This is a genomic window from Micromonospora sp. NPDC049204, from assembly GCF_040647935.1.
In the GTDB taxonomy this organism is placed as follows: domain Bacteria; phylum Actinomycetota; class Actinomycetes; order Mycobacteriales; family Micromonosporaceae; genus Micromonospora.
The window spans coordinates 34,919-57,138 of record NZ_JBEZDC010000007.1; the positions used below are offsets into that span (position 1 = coordinate 34,919).

General features: G+C 72.9%; 22 protein-coding genes. 15 read left to right on the top strand and 7 right to left on the bottom strand.

Annotated features, from left to right (window positions below; all coding sequences use genetic code 11):
- Nucleotides 1-8 precede the first annotated feature (8 nt).
- Complete coding sequence (locus tag AB0A90_RS15415) at nt 9-722, top strand: VIT1/CCC1 transporter family protein (protein WP_357247272.1); 714 nt, start codon at nt 9-11, stop codon at nt 720-722.
- 6 nt (nt 723-728) lie between these two features.
- Here AB0A90_RS15415 and AB0A90_RS15420 read toward each other — a convergent pair whose 3' ends face one another.
- The 7 genes from AB0A90_RS15420 to AB0A90_RS15450 all read right to left on the bottom strand — a co-directional run bounded on the left by AB0A90_RS15420 (nt 729) and on the right by AB0A90_RS15450 (nt 7,257).
- Nucleotides 729-1,466, bottom strand: coding sequence for a nucleotidyltransferase domain-containing protein (locus AB0A90_RS15420; protein WP_357247274.1), 738 nt, complete (start codon nt 1,464-1,466; stop codon nt 729-731).
- A gap of 92 nt (nt 1,467-1,558) precedes the next feature.
- On the bottom strand, nt 1,559-2,059 hold the full coding sequence (locus tag AB0A90_RS15425; RefSeq protein WP_357247277.1) for a nitroreductase/quinone reductase family protein: 501 nt from the start codon (nt 2,057-2,059) through the stop codon (nt 1,559-1,561).
- 85 nt (nt 2,060-2,144) lie between these two features.
- On the bottom strand, nt 2,145-4,928 hold the full coding sequence (locus AB0A90_RS15430) for an ABC transporter permease (RefSeq protein WP_357247279.1): 2,784 nt from the start codon (nt 4,926-4,928) through the stop codon (nt 2,145-2,147).
- The gene (locus AB0A90_RS15435) at nt 4,925-5,659 is read right to left on the bottom strand and encodes an ABC transporter ATP-binding protein (RefSeq protein ID WP_357247282.1); all 735 of its coding nucleotides are present in this window, start codon (nt 5,657-5,659) and stop codon (nt 4,925-4,927) included. Before AB0A90_RS15435 ends, AB0A90_RS15430 begins: the two co-directional genes overlap by 4 nt.
- Nucleotides 5,656-6,258 carry a PadR family transcriptional regulator gene (locus AB0A90_RS15440; protein ID WP_357247285.1) on the bottom strand — a complete coding sequence of 201 codons (603 nt, stop codon included), beginning with the start codon at nt 6,256-6,258 and terminating at the stop codon, nt 5,656-5,658. The genes AB0A90_RS15435 and AB0A90_RS15440 overlap by 4 nt, the downstream gene beginning before the upstream one ends.
- 52 nt (nt 6,259-6,310) lie before the next feature.
- Nucleotides 6,311-6,748: a ferritin-like domain-containing protein gene (locus AB0A90_RS15445; RefSeq protein ID WP_357247288.1), complete on the bottom strand. Its 438-nt coding sequence runs from the start codon at nt 6,746-6,748 to the stop codon at nt 6,311-6,313.
- The gene (locus tag AB0A90_RS15450) at nt 6,745-7,257 is read right to left on the bottom strand and encodes a hypothetical protein (RefSeq protein WP_357248027.1); all 513 of its coding nucleotides are present in this window, start codon (nt 7,255-7,257) and stop codon (nt 6,745-6,747) included. Before AB0A90_RS15450 ends, AB0A90_RS15445 begins: the two co-directional genes overlap by 4 nt.
- A gap of 155 nt (nt 7,258-7,412) precedes the next feature.
- On the opposite strand from AB0A90_RS15450, the gene rimP reads away from it, so the two are divergent.
- The 14 genes from rimP (at nt 7,413) to AB0A90_RS15520 (ending at nt 22,187) form a co-directional block, all read left to right on the top strand.
- Complete coding sequence (rimP, locus tag AB0A90_RS15455) at nt 7,413-8,102, top strand: ribosome maturation factor RimP (protein WP_357248030.1); 690 nt, start codon at nt 7,413-7,415, stop codon at nt 8,100-8,102.
- Complete coding sequence (nusA, locus tag AB0A90_RS15460) at nt 8,099-9,142, top strand: transcription termination factor NusA (RefSeq protein WP_357247291.1); 1,044 nt, start codon at nt 8,099-8,101, stop codon at nt 9,140-9,142. The genes rimP and nusA overlap by 4 nt, the downstream gene beginning before the upstream one ends.
- 16 nt (nt 9,143-9,158) lie before the next feature.
- Entirely contained in the window at nt 9,159-9,491 is a 333-nt protein-coding gene (locus tag AB0A90_RS15465) for a YlxR family protein (RefSeq protein ID WP_357247294.1), read from the top strand.
- Nucleotides 9,492-9,584: 93 nt separating this feature from the next.
- Complete coding sequence (gene infB / locus AB0A90_RS15470) at nt 9,585-12,611, top strand: translation initiation factor IF-2 (protein WP_357247297.1); 3,027 nt, start codon at nt 9,585-9,587, stop codon at nt 12,609-12,611.
- Nucleotides 12,612-12,701: 90 nt separating this feature from the next.
- Entirely contained in the window at nt 12,702-12,998 is a 297-nt protein-coding gene (locus AB0A90_RS15475) for a DUF503 domain-containing protein (protein ID WP_030489481.1), read from the top strand.
- 127 nt (nt 12,999-13,125) lie between these two features.
- A complete protein-coding gene (gene rbfA, locus AB0A90_RS15480) occupies nt 13,126-13,626 on the top strand; it encodes a 30S ribosome-binding factor RbfA (protein ID WP_357247299.1) in 501 nt (166 codons plus the stop codon).
- Nucleotides 13,627-13,679: 53 nt separating this feature from the next.
- Nucleotides 13,680-14,681 carry a bifunctional oligoribonuclease/PAP phosphatase NrnA gene (locus AB0A90_RS15485; protein WP_357248033.1) on the top strand — a complete coding sequence of 334 codons (1,002 nt, stop codon included), beginning with the start codon at nt 13,680-13,682 and terminating at the stop codon, nt 14,679-14,681.
- 103 nt (nt 14,682-14,784) lie between these two features.
- The gene (locus tag AB0A90_RS15490) at nt 14,785-15,192 is read left to right on the top strand and encodes a hypothetical protein (protein ID WP_357247302.1); all 408 of its coding nucleotides are present in this window, start codon (nt 14,785-14,787) and stop codon (nt 15,190-15,192) included.
- Complete coding sequence (locus tag AB0A90_RS15495; protein WP_357248036.1) at nt 15,192-15,401, top strand: DUF6186 family protein; 210 nt, start codon at nt 15,192-15,194, stop codon at nt 15,399-15,401. Before AB0A90_RS15490 ends, AB0A90_RS15495 begins: the two co-directional genes overlap by 1 nt.
- Before the next feature lie 457 nt (nt 15,402-15,858).
- Nucleotides 15,859-17,181, top strand: coding sequence for an MATE family efflux transporter (locus AB0A90_RS15500; RefSeq protein WP_357247305.1), 1,323 nt, complete (start codon nt 15,859-15,861; stop codon nt 17,179-17,181).
- A gap of 31 nt (nt 17,182-17,212) precedes the next feature.
- Nucleotides 17,213-18,097, top strand: a complete 885-nt coding sequence (gene truB, locus AB0A90_RS15505; RefSeq protein WP_357247309.1) for a tRNA pseudouridine(55) synthase TruB — start codon at nt 17,213-17,215, stop codon at nt 18,095-18,097.
- 76 nt (nt 18,098-18,173) lie between these two features.
- Entirely contained in the window at nt 18,174-19,103 is a 930-nt protein-coding gene (locus AB0A90_RS15510; RefSeq protein WP_357247312.1) for a bifunctional riboflavin kinase/FAD synthetase, read from the top strand.
- A 194-nt stretch (nt 19,104-19,297) separates the two neighbouring features.
- Nucleotides 19,298-19,567 carry a 30S ribosomal protein S15 gene (rpsO, locus tag AB0A90_RS15515; RefSeq protein ID WP_030337594.1) on the top strand — a complete coding sequence of 90 codons (270 nt, stop codon included), beginning with the start codon at nt 19,298-19,300 and terminating at the stop codon, nt 19,565-19,567.
- A gap of 226 nt (nt 19,568-19,793) precedes the next feature.
- Entirely contained in the window at nt 19,794-22,187 is a 2,394-nt protein-coding gene (locus AB0A90_RS15520) for a polyribonucleotide nucleotidyltransferase (RefSeq protein ID WP_357247315.1), read from the top strand.
- Nucleotides 22,188-22,220: the final 33 nt, after the last annotated feature.

The following is a 22,220-nucleotide window of genomic DNA, read 5'->3' on the forward strand; positions in this document are numbered from 1 at the left end:
CAGACGCCGTGACCGACACCCCAGCGGCGCTGCGTGAGGCGCACCACGCGGACGTCTCCGGCGGCTGGCTGCGCCCGGCCGTCTTCGGTGCGATGGACGGTCTGGTCACCAACATCGCCCTGATCGCCGGTGTCGGCGGCGGCGGGGTGTCACCCCGCAGCATCGTGCTCACCGGCTCCGCCGGCCTGGTCGCCGGTGCCATCTCGATGGGGCTCGGCGAATACACGAGCGTCCGCTCCGCCAACGAGCAGGTCGCCGCCGAGGTGGCCAAGGAGCGGCGCGAGTTGGAACGGCACCCCGAGGCCGAGGCCCGGGAGTTGGCCGACGCCTGGGTGGCCCGGGGTCTTCCCCGGGACCTGGCGACCCAGGTCGCCGAGGCGGTGCGGCGCGACCCGGAGGAGGCCCTGCGGGTGCACGTCCGCGAGGAGTTGGGCGTCGACCCCGACGACCAGCCCAGCCCGTGGGCCGCGGCGATCTCGTCGTTCCTGTTCTTCTCGGTGGGCGCGCTGGTGCCGCTGCTGAGCTACCTGTTCGGCGCCACCGAGCTGTGGTTGGCACTCGGCGTGGGCGGGCTCGGGCTCTTCGCCGCCGGGGCGGTGGTGGCCCGCTTCACCCAACGCCCATGGTGGACCAGCGGGCTGCGTCAACTGCTGCTGGGCGCCGCGGCCGCCGCCGCGACCTACCTGGTCGGCACGCTGATCGGCGTACCGGCCGGGCTGTGACACCGCTCAACCGCTGAGCAGGTCGTCGATCGTGCCGTCGACCGCCCGACCACGGGCGGCCAGGTCCTCGGCCTGTCGACCGAGCACCACACCCACCTCGGTCATGTCCGCGCCGGCCAGCCCGGTCCGCCGGACGGCGTCACCGGGATCCCGGTAGTAGGTGCGGCTCAGCAGGCCCGTCACCGTGGCCGCCGCCAGCCGGGCCTCACCGAGCATCAGCAGGGCCTGGTCGGTCTCGTACCACTCGGCGAGCCGGGCGGCCCGGGCGTGCGCCGCGCTGCCCCGATACCAGGCCTGCCGGGCCGCGGTGCTGAACTCCGCCGGCCGGGCGCGTGCCAGCCGGCCGAGATGCTCGTCGCGCAGCTTCCGCAACCAGCCGGTCGGATCGTGTAGCGGCTGGGTGGTGACATACCGGTCGGCGGTCAGCGGCCAGAGCGGGGAGATCACCCGGGCCTGGGCCAGGTAGTCCTCGGCGGCGGCCACGGTCAGATCCACCAGGACCCCGTCCACCCGCCGGGTCGCCGGCCGGGGGCCGGCCCGGGGCCGGTACGTGACCACCAGCAGGCCCGCCTCGCGGTCCCCGCCGCCGTCGTCGTCACCGTGCGCCAGCGGCCCGTGCACCGCGACCGCGAGCACGTCGGCCGGGAAACGCCGGCGGACCGCCTCGCCGACCCGTTCCGCGACCGCCCACCGACTGTCGTCGAGGCCCCGACCGACCTCGGTCCGCTCATCGCCTGCGCTCATCCGGCCGCCACGGTGCGCGACCGCAGGGCTCGCCACCCCGGCTCAGTGCTCGCGCTCACGGGACCCGCCTCTGTTCGCGACTGCGCGTCAGCCTAGCCAGCCGACGGAGGACCGGCCGGCGCGCCGCGCCCGGCCGGCACGAGCCGGAAGATGTGGATCTCCCGGCCGCCGGCCCGCCGCACGTACGTGTGGTACGCGGGCCACTCGGTGACCAACAGCTGCCACAGCCGGTCCCGTTCGGCGCCGGACGCCCGCTCGGCCCGCACCGGGATCAACCGGCCCTTCAACCGCACCTCGGCGGCGGGATCGGCGAGCAGGTTCATCGCCCAGCCGGGGTGGTGGGTCTGCCCCCAGTTGGAGCCGATCACCACGTAGGCGTCGCCGTCGGGCACGTAGAGCAGCGGGTTGCTGCGGGGCTTGCCCGAGCGGCGGCCGGTCGTGGTGATCACCAGGGACGGGATCAGGCCGAGCGCGACCACCCGCCCCCGGGTGAGTCGACCGACCACCCGGTCGGCGGGGACCAGCAGACGTGCGGCGGCGCCGAACCAGCGATGGTGACCGACTCGACGGGTGAGGGTTCCGAGCACTGACACGCGGATCAGTGTGCCGGCTGCCGGCCCCCGCCGGCACCCCCCGTACGCGCCCGGCCCGCCAACCGCGCGGTCACGCCACCGGGCATCAGTCCAACCGGCGTTCGATCGGCAGCCGGGCGCGTGTGAACAGGCCCGCCCCGAGCATCGCCACGATCGGCACCAGGACCAGCACACCGAGCGCGGGCCACGGCACCACGAACGGGTACGAATCGGGTACCGGCCAGTCGTTGGCGTACTGCCGGTTCGCCGAGAACAGCACGATCGCGGCGGTGCCCAGCCCGGCCACGATGCCGAGCACCGAGCCCAGACCGGCGATCACCCCCGCCTGGCAGATCGCCAGCATCCGGCGTAGCGCCGGTGCCGCGCCGACGGCCGCGAGGGTGGTCAGCTCGGCGCGTCCCTCGGCGGCGGCGAGCGCGGTGGCGATCCCGGCCGCACCCATCGTGATGACGCCGGCCGCCGCCGCGAGCAGCAGCAGCAGCGGGGAGATGTCCTGCGGATCGCGGCCGTACTCCACGGACATCGAGAACGTGCCGAAGGGCCGCAGCGCGCCGGCGAACCGTTCCCGCTGCTGCCGGTCCGGCGGAACGGAGGCGCCGAGCACCCATCCGGCCGGTGACCAGGTCAGGCCGAGCTGCCGGGCCGCGGACGCGGAGAGCAGCAGCCGGGACTGGCCGACCGCCCCGCTCAGCGCGTACCCGGGGAAGTCGGCGGCGGCGCCCGGCCGGTCCGTCCCGGAATCCACCTGGTTCACGCGGACGGTCACCAGGCCGTCGTGCAGGTAACGCGGGTCGGTCACCACCACACCCCCGGCGCGCAGCACGGCGGTGGCGGCGGCTGTCGTCGCCGGGTCCGCACCGGTGAGCAACGGCAGTGCGGTCCCGTCGTCCACGCCCGCCTGCACGTAGCCGCCGTCGTAGCTCAGCGGGCCGATCCGACAACGCCGGTCGGCCCGCGCCTGCCGACGGTCCGCGGCGGAGAGGTTGTCCCCGGGCTGCCAGGGGCAGATCTGCGCGGGCGGAAGCACCGGCGCGACATCGCAGTAACCCGCCGCCGCGGGTGCGCAACTCACCGCGTTGACCGGGGCGATCCGGTCGGCACCCAGCTGGTCCCGGGCCATGTCGGCGAGCTGGGTCGGCGAGGGCTGCCGGACCGACTCGCCCGCGTAGACGAGCACGTGGCCGGTCGGCAGCATCGGCCGGTAGGCGTGCGAGGTGCGGGCGTCGCTGCTGGCCAGGAACCCGCCGAGCGCCACACTGCTGGCGACCGCTGCCATCACGGCGCAGATGGCGGGCGCGGCGGAGGCGCGGTTGCGGCTGGCGTCGCGCAACGCGATACGCGGTGCCAACGGCAGCACCCGGCCGAGCCGGGCGAGCGCGCCGATCAGCGTGGGCGTGCAGCACACCAGGCCCAACTCGCCGAGGATCAGGCCGGTGAGGATCACCACCGTGGAGGTACGGGCCGCCCCGAACGCCGCCAACCCGGCCCCGACGGCCACCAGCGACAGCCCGAAGGCCAACCAGCGGATCCGGGACACCGGGGGAGTGCGTCGCCCGGCGAGGCCGGCGCTGACGTCCTGCCGCGCGGCGGTCCAGGCCGGCGCCAGCGCGGCGAGCACCCCGGCCAGCACCGCGACCCCACCGAGCAGCAGCAGCGCGACCGGCCAGCAGCGGTACCCACCGAAGCGGGCGTCGAAGACGTACTGCTCCATCAGCGGACGACCGGCGAACGCCGCGCCGACGCCGACCAGCAGACCGGTTGCGGCGCCCAGCACACCCAGCACCACGCCGTCGGCCAGCACGACCCGACGGAGCTGGGCGGCATCCCCGCCGGCCACCGCGACGAGCGCCAGATCCCGCCGGCGGCGGCGGACGCCGACCGCGAAGGCCGGCCCGACCAGCAGCACCACCTCCAGCAGCCCGAGGCCCGCGATCAGCACGCTGGTGCCCAGGTCGGTGGTGTCGCCCCGGTCGACGGGGCCGAACCAGGTCCGCTTCCGTTCGTCGGCCGAGTCGGTCGGAGGACGCATGGCGACCAGCACACCCCGGTCGTTGAGTCGGGACACCAGCGCGGCATCGATGGTGCCGGGCACGTCCGCCAGCCAACTGCTCTCCGGTCCGGGATCGGTCCGCGGCACCGCACCGGGATGCAGCGCCACCACCGGACCGAGATCGTCGGGGAACTCGACCACCCCCACCACGGTGTACGCCCTGCTCCCGTCGGCAAGGGCCACGGCGCGGCCAAGGCGCAGGTCCAGACGGCGCAGCGCCGCCGGGCTGACCGCGACCTCACCGGGCTGCTCGGGCGCCCGGCCCGCGCGGAAGCGCACCAGCCCCCGGGCCAACGGGTCGCCGAGGTCCAGCACCCGCCCCTGCACGTCCTCGTCGTGGTGTCGGCCCCGCAGGGTCAGCGGAATGCCGGTGCGCACCTCGGTGACCCGACTGCCCGGCCCGAGCAATGCGCTCACCTGGGCGGAGGTGGCTCGGGCCACGGGTGGCCGCTCGCTGTCCCAGGTGGACCAGCTGTCCCCCCACTCGTCCTGTTGCACCGGGGTGTCCGAGATCCAGCGCAGCTCCGCGTCGGCCACGCCGAGCCGGCGATCCACCTGTTCCCGGGGAGTCAACTCGGCCATGTCGTAGCTGGCGGCCAGGAAGGCCAGCACCGCCACCGGGAGGGCGATCATCGCGAGCACCAGGGCGGTCCGGCGCCGCGCCCGCCGGGACTCCCGCCGAGCGATCCGCAACGCCGCCCGCCACGAGCCGGTCAGCTCGGCGAGGCGACGACGACCGACCCGGACCGGTGGCGCGCCCGGTCCCGACGCGGCGGTGTCGGGTCGGGCAGGTGCCCACCTGGTCCGGCGGACCGTCACCGCTCGCTACCGGACAGCAGCTGTTCGACGCTGCCCAGCGGCGCGGTCGTGTCGACGAGTACGCCGTCGCGGAGGAACACCACCCGATCGGCCCAGCCGGCGTGTCGGGACTCGTGGGTGACGAGCACTCCGGCGGCCCCCGCGTCGATCCGGCGGCGCAGGAGGTGCAGCACCGCCTCGCCGGTCTGCGAGTCCAGGGCACCGGTGGGCTCGTCGGCGAGCACCAGCCGGCGGTCGCCCACCAGCGCGCGGGCGATGGCCACCCGCTGCTGCTGCCCGCCGGAGAGCTGGTCGGGGAAGCGGTCACCCAGTGCGGGCAGGCCCACCTCGGTGAGCGCGGCCATGGCCAGCGCCCGGGCCTGGCGTCCGCCGGCGCCGTCGAGTTCCAGGGGCAGCGCCACGTTCTCCAGCGCGCTCAGGCTGCCCAGCAGGTTGAGCTGCTGGAAGATGTAGCCGATCCGGCGGCGGCGCAGCTGGGCCAGCCCGCGCCGGTCCAGCGCCCCGAGCGGTTGCCCCTCCACCCGGACCTCCCCGCCGGTCGGGCGGTCCAGCCCGCCGGCGAGGGCCAGCAACGTCGACTTGCCGGAGCCGGACGGACCCATCACGGCGACCAGCTCGCCGGGCCGGACGACCAGGCTGACCCCCCGCAGCGCGTGCACCGCAGCCGGTCCGGCGCCGTGGGTGCGGTGGACGGCGCGTAGCTCCAGCACCGCGTCGTCCGACCCGCTCACCGTCGCGCCTCCTCGCCGGCCCACCGGGACGCGTCCCGCGCGTCGGCGTCACCCGGCCGGGGTGGGGGAGGTGCCGCGCCGCTGGGCTGGTGCCGCACCAGACTTGTCTCGCAGTGGTCCAGCCAACGGACCTCGGCCTCGGCCTGGAACACCATCGAGTCCAGCACGAGGCGCCAGGGCAGGTCCTCCGGCCGGTTGCTGACGTACTTCAACCGGGTCAGCTCCTGCAACGCCCGCATCGTCGCGCTCCGCTGGGCCTGTACCACCGAGCGGACATCCACCCCGGGGGTGGTCAGCGCCAGCGCCAGCTTGATCGCCAACTCGTCGCGGGGCCGATCGTTGCGGCTGACCGGGGTGGCGAACCAGAGCGCCAGATCCGCCCGGCCGGCGTCGGTGATCTCGTACGGGCGCTGCCCGGCCTCGCTCTCCGGCAGCGGGCGGACCAGACCATCGCGTTCCAGCCGGGACAGGGTGGTGTAGACCTGCCCGATGTTCAGCGGCCAGGTCGAGCCGGTCGACTCCTCGAACGCGGCGCGCAGCTGGTAGCCGTACATCTGGCCGCGTTCGAGCAGGGCGAGCAACCCGTGACGGATGGACATGGCAACGGAGTATGCATACCTGGTATGCGCTCCGCAACCGGAGGGCAACGGTTCAGGTGGGCCGACCGGGAAACGGGACAGTCAGCGGGGTCGTCCCGGCCGTCTTGCGCCACCGGGTGGCCCGTACCGCGTACTCGACGAGGGCGGCCAGCGCCTGGTCCCGGTCGGCGCCGGTGGTGGACGCCAGAGCCGCTCGCCAGTGCGCGGCCGTGCGCTCCTCCACCTCGGCGGCGAGCCGCAGGGCGCTGGCCCGGTCGGTGACCGGGAACGGCAACGCGTAGCCGGCGCGGTCCGGCGGCACGACGCCACCGGCCGCGCTCAGTTGCACCACGAGCATGTCGCGTCGGCTGCGGTGCGCGGCCTCGGCCTGGTGAGCGGCCTCCCGTGCCGCCCCGGTGAGTCGGACCCCGATCCGCCCGTAGGCGTAGATGGCCGCGTACTCGGCGGACAGGGCGGCGGCGAGCGCCTCCCCGGTGGACGGCTGCCTCACTTCAGTGCCTCCTGGTGGGTGGCGCGGGCGGCGGCGATCGACCCGAGCAGTGCGGCTCGTTCCGCGCTGGCCGCGGCGCAGGCGGCGGTGGCGGACTGCTGGGCGGCCTTCTCCAGGGCGCGCAGCGGGGCGAGCGTGTTCACCAGGTCGACCGCCGGAGCGGCGACCGCGGTGGGCAGGGCGACGCCGATCACCCGGGCCAGCTCGGTGGCGTGCGCGGTGTGCGCCTCGGCGATCGGGCCGAGCCGGTCGGCCAGGTCGGGATGCGCGGCCACGTGGTTCTGGTACGCCGCGGCGAGCCCGAGTGCCTCGTCCACCATCGGCCGCAGCGGGTCCGGTGGTGGCGCCGGCTCGTCGTCACGGTCGAAAAGATCACAGCCGGTCAGCGGCACCGCGGCACCGCCGAGCGCCAGCAGTGCCCCGGCACGCAGGAGCTTTCGCCGGGAATGTCTGGATGCCTGGTCGCGCTGTGTCGTTCTGCCGGTCCCCACCCGGCAAGTCAACACCATCCCCACCGGTCCGGGGACCACCGACGTCGGTGCGCCGCCCGGCCCGCCGCCGGGCAGGCGCGTTACGCTCTGCGCAGCCACCGGCGCGTCCGCTCCGGTGGTGCGCCGGCATGTCGGGACGACCGATCACCGTCGACCAGGGAGAGGGTGCGGAGATGACGCAGCGTGGCCGTGCCACCAGGTCGACGGGGCGACCCCGCGATGCCGTGGGTCCCCGTGGTGGTGATCTCGCGGCGCGACGCACACGGTTGCGGGCCGTGATCGAGCCCGTGGTCAACGACGCCGGCTACGACCTGGAGGACCTGTCGATCTCCCGGGCCGGTCGCCGGCACGTGGTGCGGGTGATGGTCGACGCCGACGGCGGGATCGACCTGGACGCGGTCGCGGTCGTCTCCCGCGCGGTCTCGGCCGCGCTGGACGCCGCCGAGGAGACCGGTGGCGACATCGTCGCCGGGGAATACCAGCTCGAGGTCAGCTCGCCGGGCGTCGACCGGCCACTCACCCTGCCCCGCCACTGGCGGCGCAACGTGGGCCGGCTGGTCAAGGTCACCGCCCGGGGCGCGGCCGCGTTGCCCGGCCAGCGCGGCGAGCAGCCGACCGGAGACCGTCAGCTGACCGGCCGGGTGGTCGCGGCCGACGACGAGGGCGTGCAGCTGGAGACCGGGGAGGGCCGAACGTCCTGGGCGTACGCCCAGCTCGGCCCCGGCCGCGTGCAGGTCGAGTTCACCCGGCTCGCCGAACTCGGCGAGGTGGACGAGGAGTTCGACGACGCGGACGACTCCGACGACATTGACGATTCAGACGACATCGACGACGAAGATGATGTGGAGGACGAGGAGAGGTGAACATCGACCTCGCGGCGCTGCGCGCACTCGAGCGCGAGCGGGAGATCCCGTTCGACACGATTCTCGCGGCGATCGAGACCGCGTTGCTGACCGCCTACCGGCACACCGATGGCGCCGAGCCGCACGCCCGGGTGGAGATCGACCGTAGGTCGGGCGCCGCCCTGGTGTACGCGCAGGAGATGGACGCCGACGGCAGCCTGGTGCGGGAGTGGGACGACACCCCGCACGACTTCGGCCGGATCGCCGCCATGACCGCCAAGCAGGTGATTCTCCAGCGCCTGCGGGAGGCCACCGACGAGGTGCACTTCGGCGAGTACGTGGGCCGCGAGGGCGACCTGGTCACCGGCGTGGTGCAGGCCCACGAGACGCGTACCGAGAAGGGCATCGTCAGCGTCGACCTCGGCAAACTGGAGGGCGTGCTGCCGCAGTCCGAGCAGGTCCCCGGCGAGCGGTACGCCCACGGTGAGCGGGTCCGCTGCGTCGTGGTGCACGTCGCCAAGGGCATGCGCGGGCCGCAGATCACCCTGTCCCGGTCGCACCCGGCGCTTGTCAAGAAGCTGTTCGCGCTGGAGGTGCCGGAGATCGCCGACGGCACGGTGGAGATCGGGGCGATCGCGCGTGAGGCAGGTCACCGTACGAAGATCGCCGTCCGCTCCACCACCCCCGGGGTGAATGCCAAGGGCGCCTGCATCGGCCCGATGGGCCAGCGGGTACGCGCCGTGATGAGCGAACTGCACGGCGAAAAGATCGACATCATCGACTGGTCGGATGACCCGGCCACCTTCGTCGGTAACGCGTTGTCGCCCGCCAAGGCGCTTCGGGTCGAGGTGGTCGACCTGGCCGGTCGGGCCGCCCGGGTGACGGTCCCCGACTTCCAGCTCTCCCTCGCGATCGGCCGGGAGGGGCAGAATGCCCGACTCGCGGCCCGATTGACCGGTTGGCGGATCGACATTCGGTCGGATGCGGAGCAGACCGCTCCCGCCGCGCGTGCGGCAGCTGATCACGTGCGGGAGCCGGGCGGAGCGATCTCGGGCAGCTAGGGGTAGACTTCTTCCAGTGGTACGACGCGCAACGCCGGAACGCACCTGTGTGGGTTGCCGGCAACGTGCGCCGGCCAGCGAATTGCTGCGGATCATCGCGGTTCGGGACGAGGCTGGTCTCAGTCTCCGACCTGATCCACGCCGCAGGCTGCCGGGTCGGGGAGCGAACATGCACCCGGATCCGGCCTGCTTCGCGCTGGCGGTGCGTCGCCGCGCCTTCGGGCGTGCGCTGCGCATCACCGAGGTCCTTGACCACGGTGTGCTGGCGGAGCACGTCGATGCGCCAACCACTACGTCCGGTCAGCCCGACCGGGCGAGGGTCGCTAGCAGGGTAGGACGACCGACATGAGCACACGATGAAGTCCCTGAAATGACCAGGCTTCAAGTGCACGAGTGAGGTCGCTGCGGGTGCTGCCCGCACGACCTCGGAGTGAGGAGTGCAGTGGCAGGCAAGGCCCGCGTACACGAGCTTGCAAAAGAGCTCGGGGTCGAGAGTAAGACCGTTCTCGCCAAGCTGAAGGAAATGGGCGAGTTCGTGAAGTCCGCGTCCAGCACCGTCGAGGCGCCCGTCGCCCGACGGCTGCGCAACGCATTCGTCGCGTCCACCGGTGCTCCGGCACCGGCCGCCGCCCCGTCGGCGCCCGCGTCGACGCCGGCTTCCAACCCGACCCCGACGCTGTCCCCGACCCCGGGCGCGCCGCGGGTCTCGGCCAAGCCGATGCCGCCTCGGCGGCCGGCCGCGCCGGCACCCGGCCCGAAGCCGAAGGGTCCGGTGCCTGGTGCGCCGCAGCCCGCGGCTCCGGTCGCCAAGCCGGCGAGTGCCCACGACATCGAGGTGGCGGCCGCCGAGGCGCGTGCCGCCGCGCTGAAGGCTGAGCAGGAGGCCGCGGTCAAGGCCGCACAGGCCGCCCGCCAGCAGCAGCGGGACAACCCCGTCCGCCGGGAGCCTCCGGCCGACGGCGGCAACCGTCCCGGTCCTCGGCCGGGTCCCGCCGCGATGCCGCCCCGTCCGGGTTCGCCGGCTGCTCGTCCGAGCACGCCGGCTCCGGGTCCGGGTGCGCGTCCCGGTGGTCGCCCACCGGCGCGCGGCGCCGGTAACAACCCGTTCGGCATCCAGGGTGGCCAGCAGCAGCGGCCCCCGGCCGCCGGTGCGGGTGGTCCCCGGCCCAACAGCCCGGCGGGCATGCCGCCGCGGCCGAGCCCGAACTCCATGCCTCCGCGGCCCAGCCCGGCTTCCATGCCGAGCCAGCGTCCGGCTGCCGGTCGTCCCGGTCCTGGTGGCGCTGGTCGCCCCGGTGGCGGTGGCGCCGGTCGTCCCGGTGGTGGTGGCGGCGGTGGCTTCCGTGGCGGTCCCGGCGGTGGCGCCGGCGGCGGTGGCGGTTACCGCGGTGGCCCTGGTGGCGGCGCGGGTGCCGGCGGTGGCGGTGGCTACCGTGGCGGTCCCGGCGGCGGTGGCGGTGCTCCCGGTGGCGGTTTCCGTCCGGGTGCTCCCTCCGGTGGCGGCGGTCGTCCGGGTGCGGGTGGTCGTGGCCGTGGCGGCGGCGCCGCGGGTGCCTTCGGGCGTCCGGGTGGCCGGCCGACGCGCGGTCGCAAGTCCAAGAAGCAGCGCAGACAGGAGTTCGACAACCTGTCGGCTCCGACCATGAGCTCGGGTGCTCCCCGGGGTCAGGGTCAGATCGTGCGGCTCTCCCGTGGCGCCTCGCTGTCGGACTTCGCCGACAAGATCAACGCCAACCCGGGTTCGCTGGTCCAGGAGATGTTCAACCTGGGCGAGATGGTCACCGCGACCCAGTCCTGCTCTGACGACACCCTGCAGCTGCTGGGTGAGCACCTGGGCTTCGACATCCAGATCGTCAGCCCGGAGGACGAGGACCGCGAGCTGCTCGCGCAGTTCAACATCGACCTCGACGCGGAGGTGGCCGAGGAGCGTCTGGTCAGCCGTGCGCCGGTGGTGACCGTCATGGGTCACGTCGACCACGGTAAGACCAAGCTGCTCGACGCCATCCGTAAGGCGAACGTCGTGGCCGGTGAGGCGGGTGGCATCACCCAGCACATCGGTGCGTACCAGGTGCACGTTCCGCACGATGGTGTGGACCGCGCGGTGACCTTCATCGACACCCCGGGTCACGAGGCGTTCACCGCCATGCGTGCTCGTGGTGCCCAGGTGACGGACATCGTGATCCTGGTCGTCGCGGCCGACGACGGCGTGATGCCGCAGACCATCGAGGCGTTGAACCACGCCAAGGCGGCCGACGTGCCGATCGTGGTCGCGGTCAACAAGGTCGACAAGCCGGAGGCCAACCCGGACAAGGTCCGCCAGCAGCTGACCGAGTACGGCCTGGTCGCCGAGGAGTACGGCGGCGAGACCATGTTCGTCAACGTGGCCGCCAAGCCGGGCATCGGCATCGAGGAGTTGCTCGAGGCTGTCCTGCTGACCGCCGACGCGTCGCTGGAGCTGACCGCTCCGATCGACGGGCCGGCGCAGGGTGTGGCCATCGAGGCGCACCTGGACAAGGGCCGCGGTGCGGTGGCGACGGTGCTCGTGCAGAAGGGCACCCTGCGGGCCGGCGACTCGATCGTCGCCGGTGGGGCCCACGGCCGGGTCCGGGCCATGCTCGACGAGAACGGCAACCAGCTCTCCGAGGCTGGGCCGGCGCGTCCGGTCATGGTTCTGGGTCTGACCGCACCGCCCGGTGCGGGTGACACGTTCCTCGCCGCGGCGGACGACCGCACGGTGCGGCAGATCGCCGAGCAGCGGCAGGCACGGCGGCGGGCGGCGGCATTCGCCAACTCCCGTGGTCGGGCCACTCTTGAGACGCTCATGGAGCAGCTCAAGGAGGGCGAGAAGACGTCGCTCAACCTCATCCTCAAGGGTGATGTCTCCGGTTCGGTGGAGGCCCTGGAGGACGCGCTGTTCAACCTCGACATTCCCGAGGAGGTCCAGCTCAAGGTCCTCGACCGGGGCGTCGGCGCGATCACCGAGAGCAACGTCATGCTCGCGAGCGCCTCGTCCGAGCCGGTCACGATCATCGGCTTCAACGTGCGGGCCTCGAACAAGGTCCGTGAGATGGCCGACCGCGAGGGCGTGGAGATCCGGTACTACACCGTCATCTACCAGGCCATCGAGGAGATCGAGGCAGCGCTCAAGGGCCTGCTCAAGCCGGAGTACGAGGAGGCCGAGCTGGGCAGCGCGGAGATCCGCGACGTCTTCCGCTCGTCCAAGATCGGCAACATCTCCGGTTGCATCGTCCGGTCGGGCGTCATCCGACGCAACGCGAAGGCTCGCCTGCTTCGGGACGGGACGGTCGTGGCGGACAACCTCACGATCACCTCGCTCAAGCGGTTCAAGGACGACGCCACCGAGGTCCGCGAGGGCTTCGAGTGCGGTCTGACCCTGGGTGGTTACAACAACGTCCAGGTCGGCGACGTCATCGAGACCTTCGAGATGCGGGAGAAGGTTCGCGCCTGATCCGGCAGTGACACGCTGATCAAGGGGTTTACGCCGAACGGCGTAAACCCCTTGATCATGCGGGGTGGGTTGGCGGTATCGTCCGGGGCGATGTTCACCGGAACCGCGGTCTTCGACCTGCTGCTGCCGGGCGACTCCCGGTCGCTCAAAGCCAAGAGATCATATGTACGGCCGATCGTGGCGGCGTTGCGCCGCTTCGAGGTGTCGGCCGCCGAGGTGGGTGCGCTCGACCTGCATGGTCGAGCGCAGCTCGCGGTGGCCGTGGTGGCCGCCGAGACGGCGCACGTCCGCGAGGTGCTCGACTCCTGTGAGCGCCTGGTGGCCGGTCGCCCCGAGGTCGAGTTGCTGTCCGTTCGGCGCCGGCTGTACGGCGTGGACGACGACTGACCCCGGAGCCGGCTGTGCCGGGCGACCGGTGCGGTCGCGAAGGTAGTGTTCGAGATGTTGGCCGGTCGGCCGGCGACCCCCCGGGTCGCCGGGTCGACCGGGAGCAGGACGCCGTGGAGGTGGCGAGATGTCTGATCCGGCCAAGGTACGCCGGCACGCGGAACGGGTGCGTGAGCTGGTCGCGTCGGTGGTGCGGAGCCAGATCAAGGACCCGCGGCTCGGGATGATCACCATCACCGACGCCCGGATCACCGCGGACCTGCGTGACGCGACGGTCTTCTACACCGTGCTCGGTGACGCGGTGGCCCAGGCGGACACCGCCGCGGCGCTGGAGAGCGCCAAGGGGTTGCTGCGCAGCACGGTCGGCAAGGCCCTCGGGCTGCGTCACTCGCCGACCCTCACGTTCGTCCTCGACGACGTGCAGGACCAGGTCAAGCACATCGACGACCTGCTCGCCGCCGCCCGTAACGCCGACGCCGAGGTGCAGCGGCTGGCCGCCCAGGCGAAGTACGCGGGTGAGGCGCAGCCGTACCGGGTCGACGACGAGACCGATGAGGGCGACGACGCGGACGAGGCCGATGCGGCCACCGACGTGCCGGACGCCGCGCGGGGTGGGGAAACGCGGTGACCAGCACCGCCAGCGTCCCGCTCGCCGGGGCGGCCGGGGTCGGCCCGGCCGAGATGGACTGGGCTGCGGCCGAGGCGCTGGTGCGGGCTGTCCCGCCGGGTGGCCGGGTGCTGCTGATCTGCCACATCAACCCGGACGGTGACGCGCTGGGCAGCATGCTCGGCTTCGGGCTGGGCCTGCGGCAGTTCGGCCTCCGCGAGGTGCAGGCGACCTTCCCCGGGCCGCCGGAGGTGCCCGACCCGTTCCGGGGGTTGCCCGGGTTGGACCTGTTGGTCCCGGCGGACACCGCCGACCCGGCGCCGGACCTGGTGATCTGCTTCGACGCGGCGAGCGAGTCGCGCCTCGGTGAGCTGGCCGGGCGGTTGTCGTCGGCGGGGGCGGCGCTGGTGCTCGATCACCACGCCTCGAACTCCGGCTTCGGCACCGTCAACCTCGTGGACCCGGGCGCCGCGGCGACGTCGGTGGTGGCGGAGCAACTGCTGGCCCGGCTCGGGGTCGTGGTGGATCCGGCCATCGCGGAGTGCCTCTACGTGGCGCTGACCACGGACACCGGCTCGTTCCGGTTCGCGGCGACCACTCCGGCGGTGCACCAGATGGCTGCCCGGTTGCTGGCCACCGGCATCTCGCCCGGAGACATCTCCCGCCGGGTCTTCGACACCCGGCCCTTCGGTGCGGTGCGTCTCTTCGGCGAGGTGCTCGGCCGGGCGCGGCTGGAGTTGGCCGCCGCCGGCGGCCGGGGGTTCGTCTGGACCTTCGCCACGCTCGAGGATCTGGCCCGGCACGACCAGCGGCCGTACGTCCTGGAGGCGCTGATCGACTCGGTGCGCTGCACGGCCGAGGCGGATGTGAGCTGTGTGGTCAAGCAGACCACGCCCGGCGAGTGGGCGGTGTCGATGCGCAGCAAGGGCGCGGTGGACGTCAGCCGGGTCGCGGTGGCGCTGGGCGGTGGTGGCCACCGGTTCGCGGCGGGGTTCACCGGTCGGGGCACCGTCGAGCAGGTGGTCGAGTCGATCCGCGGCCAACTGGACGCGGCGTTGCTCCACCCCGACGCCTGACGGCGACTTTCGTCGTCATCGATAGCCCGGTCCGGAAGGATCAGGGTCAACTCCGGGGAGTGTCGGTCTTCCCGCGCTCGGTGAGACCGGGAAGAATTGCGGGATGGAGCAGCCGCACGACCTCACCGTGGAGGCCCCCCGTGCCTGGGACCGGCCCGCCGTCTCCGTTCCCGTCCTCGTCTGCCTGTCGCTCGTCGGTGGTCGGTTCGCGTCGTTCTCCACCGAGGCGAATCTGTTCACCATTGGCACCGGCGGGGTGCTGATCTGGCTCGGTCTGAGCAATCGGGTGCCCCGCCGACCGGCGCCGCGCCGGCTGGGCTCGGGAGCGGTCTGGTGGGCGGTGCCGGTGGTGGTCTTCGGGGTCTTCGAGGGCGTGACGTTCGTGCTGGCCGCCGGTGACGACTTTCCCACCTTCTCCCGGCTGGCCGATCCTCTCCTGGAGGATCATCTGACCCGGTCGGCGGTGTGGTTCGCCTGGCTGGCCGCCTTCTGGGGGCTGGTGCGTCGATGATGCGGGCGTTCGCCATCGGCGGTTTCCTCACCGCGTTGGTGCTCTTCGCGGTGGTCGAGTGGATGGCCCGGCGGGAGGGTTCCCGGATCCCCACCCTGGGCGAGGTCTGCGCGTACGTGATGCGCTACGAGGTCGGCTCGGTGCCGGTGGGCCGGATCGGTCTGTTCGGGTTCTGGTGGTGGCTGGGCTGGCACTTCCTGGCCCGCTGAGCCGGGTCGCCGCTTGTCCACATGGCGGGAACCGGGAGCAGCATATGGACCTGAACGATAACTTGGGTGAAGGCCGGGCGCCGCGTAGCGGTGCAGGTCATGGGTGGTGGCGCCACACCTCGTGCTGCCTCCCTCCAGGGTCGGATCGACCCGGGCTCACGCTGCCCAGTCGGCTGCTCCGGTAATCCCGGACCGCCGTGGGGCGCGCAGCACGATCGCCCGCGAGGGCCGCCGCGTGTCGGTGGCTCGCTCCCTGGAAGGACCACCACCATGCCGAACAAGCCCAAGCCCGAGACCACCGACGACGCCCGCGAGCAGGCCCGCCGCGCGCTGCAGACCTCGATGGACACCCGGCAGTGAGCCAACCCGCCCGGCGGTGACGTTCGGCATCGCTCCGGAAGCGTAAGTCCCCGGCGGGATTGCGATCCTTACCGCGCTCGTGCCAGGATCGGCGGCGATGAGCCAGATCGCCGCCACCCACCGAACCGCCTCGCCGCGGCGGATCGCCAGCCTCGCCCTGCCGGCCCTCGTGGTGCTCGCCGCCGAGCCGCTCTACGTGCTCGTCGACACGGCGGTGGTCGGGCACCTCGGCCGGGTGCCGCTCGCCGCGCTCGCCGTCGGTGGCACGGTGATGACGCTCACCGCGTGGGTCGGCACCGTTGTCGCGTACGGCACCACCGGGCGCGCGGCCCGCCGCTTCGGCGCGGGTGACCGGGCCGCCGCGGTGGCCGAGGGAGTCCAGTCGTCCTGGCTGGCGTTCGGTGTCGGTCTGCTGATCGCGATCGGCATGCAGGTCGGCGGAGGTGCGCTCGCGCGTACCCTCGCCGGTGGAACTGGCGACGTGGCCGACGCCGCCGCGCACTGGTTGCGGATCGCGGCCCTCGGCGCCCCCGGCCTGCTGCTCGCCGCCGCCGGCAACGGCTGGCTGCGCGGCGTGCAGGACACTCGCCGCCCGTTGTTCTTCGTGCTCGGTCCCAACCTGCTGTCCGCGCTGCTCTGCCCGCTGCTGGTCTACCCCGGCGGCCTGGGCCTGATCGGCTCGGCGGTGGCCAACGTCGTCGCGCAGACGCTCTGCGGGGCGCTGTTCGCCGCGGCGCTGGTCGCCGAGCGGGTGTCGCTGCGGCCCCAGCCCCGGGTGATCCGCCAGCAGTTGGTGCTCAGCCGCGACCTGCTGATCCGTGGCCTGGCGTTCCAGGCCAGCTTCCTCTCCGCGACCGCTGTCGCCGCCCGCTTCGGCGCCGCCGCCGTCGGCGCCCACCAGATCGCCCTGCAACTCTGGTTCTTCACCGCGCTGGTGCTCGACGCCCTCGCGATCGCCGCCCAGTCCCTGGTCGGTGCCGCGCTCGGCGCCGGCGACGACGCGGGCGCCCGGGCGCTCGCCCGCCGGATCGGGCTGCTCGGCGGCGTCTGCGGCGTCGCCTTCGCGCTTGTCGTGGCCGCCGGCGCGGGCGTCGTACCGTCGTGGTTCAGCTCCGACGAGGGGGTACGCGACCAGGCCATGGTGGCCTGGCCGTGGTTCGTCGCCATGCTGCCCCTGGCCGGGGTGGTATTCGCCCTCGACGGCGTGCTGATCGGCGCGGGCGACGTGCGTTACCTGCGCAACCTCACCATCGTGGCGGCGCTCGGCGGCTTCCTGCCGGCCATCTGGCTGGCCTACGTGCTCGACCTCGGGCTGGGCGGCATCTGGGCCGGGCTCACCCTGTTCGTGGCGATTCGGCTGGTCGCCCTGCTGCTGCGCCTGCGCAACGGCAACTGGGCGGTGCCCGGGGCCGTCCGCTGACCCACGTGCCCATCTGGCAGGCTTGGCCGACGTGAGCACCGATGGTCTGATCGTGGTCGACAAGCCCGGCGGCATGACGTCGCACGACGTGGTGGCACGCATCCGCCGACTGGCGAAGACCCGACGGGTGGGGCACGGCGGCACCCTCGACCCGATGGCGACAGGTGTGCTGGTGATCGGCGTCGGCCGGGCCACCCGGCTGCTGACGTACGTGATCGGCGCGGGCAAGAGCTACACCGGCACCATCCGGCTCGGGCAGTCCACCGTCACCGACGACGCCGAGGGCGACGTGACCGCCACCACGCCCGCCGACCAGGTCAGCGACGAGGCGATCAGGTCCGCGCTGGCCGGGCTGAGCGGCGAGGTCGACCAGGTGCCGAGCGCGGTCAGCGCCATCAAGATCGACGGGCAGCGGGCGTACAAGCGGGTCCGCGACGGGGAGAGCGTCGAACTGCCGGCCCGGCGGGTCACCATCTCCCGGCTGGAGGTGCTGGCGATCCGCCGCACCGAGCCGGACGTGGTGGACGTGGACGTGGACGTGACCTGCTCCTCCGGCACGTACATCCGGGCCATCGCCCGGGACGCGGGCCTGGCACTCGGCGTCGGAGGCCACCTCACGGCCCTGCGCCGCACCGCCGTGGGTGGCTTCGCCCTCGCCGAGGCGGCGACCCTCGACCAGTTGGAGCAGCGCGCCCCGGATGTGGTGAACCTGCCGTTGGACGCGGCGGCCGACCGCTTCTTCCCACGCCGGGAGGCCACTCCCGACGAGGCCCGGGTGCTCGCCCACGGTGGGCCGCTGGACCCGGCCGGCCTCACCGGGCCGTACGCCGTCTTCGGGCCGGCCGGCGGCCTGATCGCTATCGTCAGCGAGCGGGACGGGCGGGCCCGCGCGGAGATCGTGCTCGCCCCGGCCTGACGGCGGGGAGCAGGTCCGCCGGCCCGGGGCCGGCGGTGTCGACCCGCCGGACGGCGGGACAGCAGGAGGGAACGGCATGCAGCGGTGGCGGGGGTACGACGCGGCGCCCGGTGGGTGGGGGCGCTCGGTCGTCACCATCGGCGTCTTCGACGGCGTGCACAAGGGGCACCAGGCGACCATCGGGCACACGGTGGCCCGCGCCCGGGAGTTGGGCGTGCAGTCGGTGGTGGTCACCTTCGACCCGCACCCGGCCGAGGTGGTCCGCCCCGGGTCGCATCCGGCGGTGCTCACCGAGCCGGCCCGCAAGGCGGAACTGATCGAGCAGCTCGGCGTGGACGTGCTCTGTGTGGTGCCGTTCACACCGGAGTTCTCCCGGCTGCCGGCCGAACAGTTCGTGCACGACGTCCTGGTCGAGCACCTGCACGGCGCGCTGGTGGTGGTCGGCAGCAACTTCCGGTTCGGGCACCGGGCGGCCGGCGACGTGGCGCTGCTGGAGCGGCTCGGGCAGACCTTCGGCTTCGGGGTGGAGGGCAGCCCGCTGGTCGTCGAGGACGGCACCGTCTTCTCCTCCACGTACATCCGTTCCTGCGTCGACGCGGGCGACGTCGGCGCGGCCGCCGCCGCGCTCGGCCGCCCCCACCGGTTGGAAGGTGTGGTGGTCCGCGGTGACCAGCGGGGGCGGGAACTGGGCTTTCCCACCGCCAACCTGCTCTGCCACCGGTACGCGGCGGTCCCGGCCGACGGGGTGTACGCGGCCCGGCTGATCCGTCGCGGGCAGCACGAGCCGTTGCTGGCGGCGGTGTCGGTGGGCACCAACCCGACGTTCTCCGGGCGGGAGCGGCGGGTCGAGGCGTACGCGCTGGACTTCACCGGCGACCTGTACGGCGAGCGGCTCGCCCTGGACTTCGTGGCGCACCTGCGCGGTCAGATCCGGTACGACTCGATCGAACCGTTGATCGCCCAGATGAATCAGGACGTCGAACGCACCCGGCGCGCGCTGGCCTGAGCGTCGTGGGGTGACGCCGCCAAGGCCCTTCGCCGGGTGTTACCGGCGAGTGCTGGTAGTCTTGCCGAGACGTCGGGTGACCGGCGTGGGGCCTCGCGTGCCTGCTCGACGCCGCGGGTGCGAGGTACCGGTCCGTTCCCGGTCCATCGGGACGACGGACACCTACTTGATCAACCCATCGAAACAGGGAGAACATGGCGCTCGACCAGGAAGCCAAGGCCAGCATCCGCGCGGAGTACGCGACCGCCGAGGGCGACACCGGTTCGCCGGAGGTTCAGGTCGCGGTCCTCACCAAGCGGATCGCCGAGCTCACCGAGCACCTGAAGGTGCACAAGCACGACCACCACAGCCGCCGTGGGCTGCTGCTGCTGGTCGGCCGTCGCCGTCGGCTGCTCAACTACGTCCAGAAGAAGGACATTGCCCGCTACCGGTCGCTCATCGAGCGGCTCGGCCTGCGCCGGTGACGTGACGGGGGAGTGGCCGACCGGCCGCTCCCCCGTACGGCGTCCCACCTGAAGAAACACGGGCCGCGCGACCACCCGAGAGGGAGCCGGTCAGCGTACCGGTCTCCGGTAGTGGCCCCCGGGAACCCCGGCATCGAGCCGGCCCCCGGGCGCTTCGATCGAAGACCGGCCGGCTGAGCAGCTCCCCGATGTCGTGGGCCCACGACGCGAAGGAGCACGACAGCACATGACCGAGACCAAACTCGGCACCGAATCCCGCACCGCTGTGATCGACAACGGGTCCTTCGGCACCCGCGAGATCACCTTCTCCACCGGCCGGCTGGCTCGCCAGGCCGCCGGTTCCGTCATCGCCCAGTTGGGCGAGACGGTCGTTCTCTCCGCCACCACCGCCGGTAAGCACCCGAAGGAGCAGTTCGACTTCTTCCCGCTGACCGTCGACGTCGAGGAGCGGATGTACGCCGCGGGCCGCATTCCCGGCTCGTTCTTCCGCCGTGAGGGCCGGCCCAGCGAGGACGCGATCCTCACCTGCCGCCTGATCGACCGGCCGCTGCGCCCGTCCTTCGTGAAGGGTCTGCGCAACGAGGTCCAGGTCGTCGAGACCATCCTCGCGCTCGACCCGCAGCACCCGTACGACGTCGTGGCGATCAACGCCGCCTCGATGTCGACCAAGCTCTCCGGCCTGCCGTTCTCCGGCCCGATCGGTGCGACCCGCGTCGCCCACATCGACGGCCAGTGGGTTGCCTTCCCGACCCTGGAGGAGCTGGCTCGCGCCACCTTCGACATGGTCGTGGCCGGTCGCACGCTCGAGGACGGTGACGTCGCGATCATGATGGTCGAGGCGGAGGCCACCCCGAACGCCGTCGCCCTGATCTCGGCCGGCGCCACCGCCCCGACCGAGGAGGTCGTGGCCAGCGGTCTGGAGGCCGCCAAGCCGGCGATCCGTGAGCTGTGCCGCGCGCAGAGCGAGCTGGCCGAGGTCGCCGCCAAGCCGGTCACCGAGTTCCCGGTCTTCCTGGACTACCAGGACGACGTGTACGACGCCGTCTCCGAGCTGGCCCGCGGCGAGGTCGCCGAGGCGATCACCATCGCCGGCAAGGCCGACCGCGAGGAGGCCCTGGACCGGGTCAAGGCCCGTGTCGCCGAGGAGCTGGGCGCTCGGTTCGAGGGTCGGGAGAAGGAGCTCAGCGCCGCCTTCCGGTCGCTCACCAAGTCCGAGGTCCGCAACCGCGTGCTGCGCGAGCAGGTCCGCATGGACGGCCGTGGCCCGCGTGACATCCGGGCGCTGACCGCCGAGGTCGGCGTGCTGCCCCGGGTGCACGGTTCGGCGCTGTTCGAGCGGGGCGAGACCCAGATCCTGGGCGTCACCACGCTGAACATGCTCCGCATGGAGCAGATGGTGGACACGCTGTCCCCCGAGAACCGCAAGCGCTACATGCACAACTACAACTTCCCGCCGTACTCGACCGGGGAGACCGGCCGGGTCGGCTCGCCGAAGCGTCGCGAGATCGGGCACGGCGCGCTCGCCGAGCGTGCGCTGATCCCGGTGCTGCCGTCGCGCGAGGAGTTCCCGTACGCCATCCGGCAGGTGTCGGAGGCGCTCGGCTCCAACGGCTCCACCTCGATGGGTTCGGTCTGCGCGTCGACGCTGGGCCTGCTCTCAGCGGGTGTCCCGCTGAAGGCACCGGTCGCCGGCATCGCGATGGGGCTCATCTCCGACGAGGTGGACGGCAAGACCCAGTACGTGACGCTCACCGACATCCTCGGTGCCGAGGACGCGTTCGGTGACATGGACTTCAAGGTTGCCGGCACCCCGGAGTTCGTCACCGCGCTCCAGCTCGACACCAAGCTCAACGGCATCCCGTCGGACGTGCTGGCTGCCGCGTTGCAGCAGGCGAACGAGGCCCGGCAGGTCATCCTCGGTGTCATGAAGGCCGCGATCGAGGCTCCGGCCGAGATGTCGGACTACGCGCCGCGGGTCACCACCGTCAAGATCCCGGTCGACAAGATCGGCATGGTGATCGGCCCGAAGGGGCAGACCATCAACGCGATCCAGGACGAGACCGGCGCCGAGATCTCCATCGAGGACGACGGCACGATCTACGTCGGCGCCACCAACGGCCCGTCGGCCCAGGCGGCCGTCGACCGGATCAACGGCATCGCCAACCCGACGCTGCCGAAGCAGGGCGAGCGGTTCCTCGGCACGGTGGTCAAGACCGCCGCGTTCGGGGCGTTCATCTCGCTGCTGCCGGGCCGTGACGGCCTGCTGCACATCTCCAAGGTGGGCGACGGCAAGCGGGTCGAGCGCGTCGAGGACTTCCTCAACGTCGGTGACCGGGTCGAGGTCGAGATCGCGGACATCGACGCCCGCGGCAAGATCTACCTCGACAAGGTCCGCCCGGAGGGCACCGAGGCTCCGGCCGCCGGTGAGGCCGCCGCTGGCGACCGGCCGGCTGGTCGGGACCGGGGCGACCGGGCTCCGCGTGACCGGGGCGACCGTGAGCGTGGCGGCGACCGAGGTGGCCGTGGCCCCGAGCGTGGCGGCGAAGGCGGCAACGGTGGCGGCGGCGGCGAGGGTGGCGAGGGCGGCGAGCGTCCGCGCCGCCGGACCCGGCACAGCTGATCGTCGTACCTCGCATCACCCACCCCTCGTCGA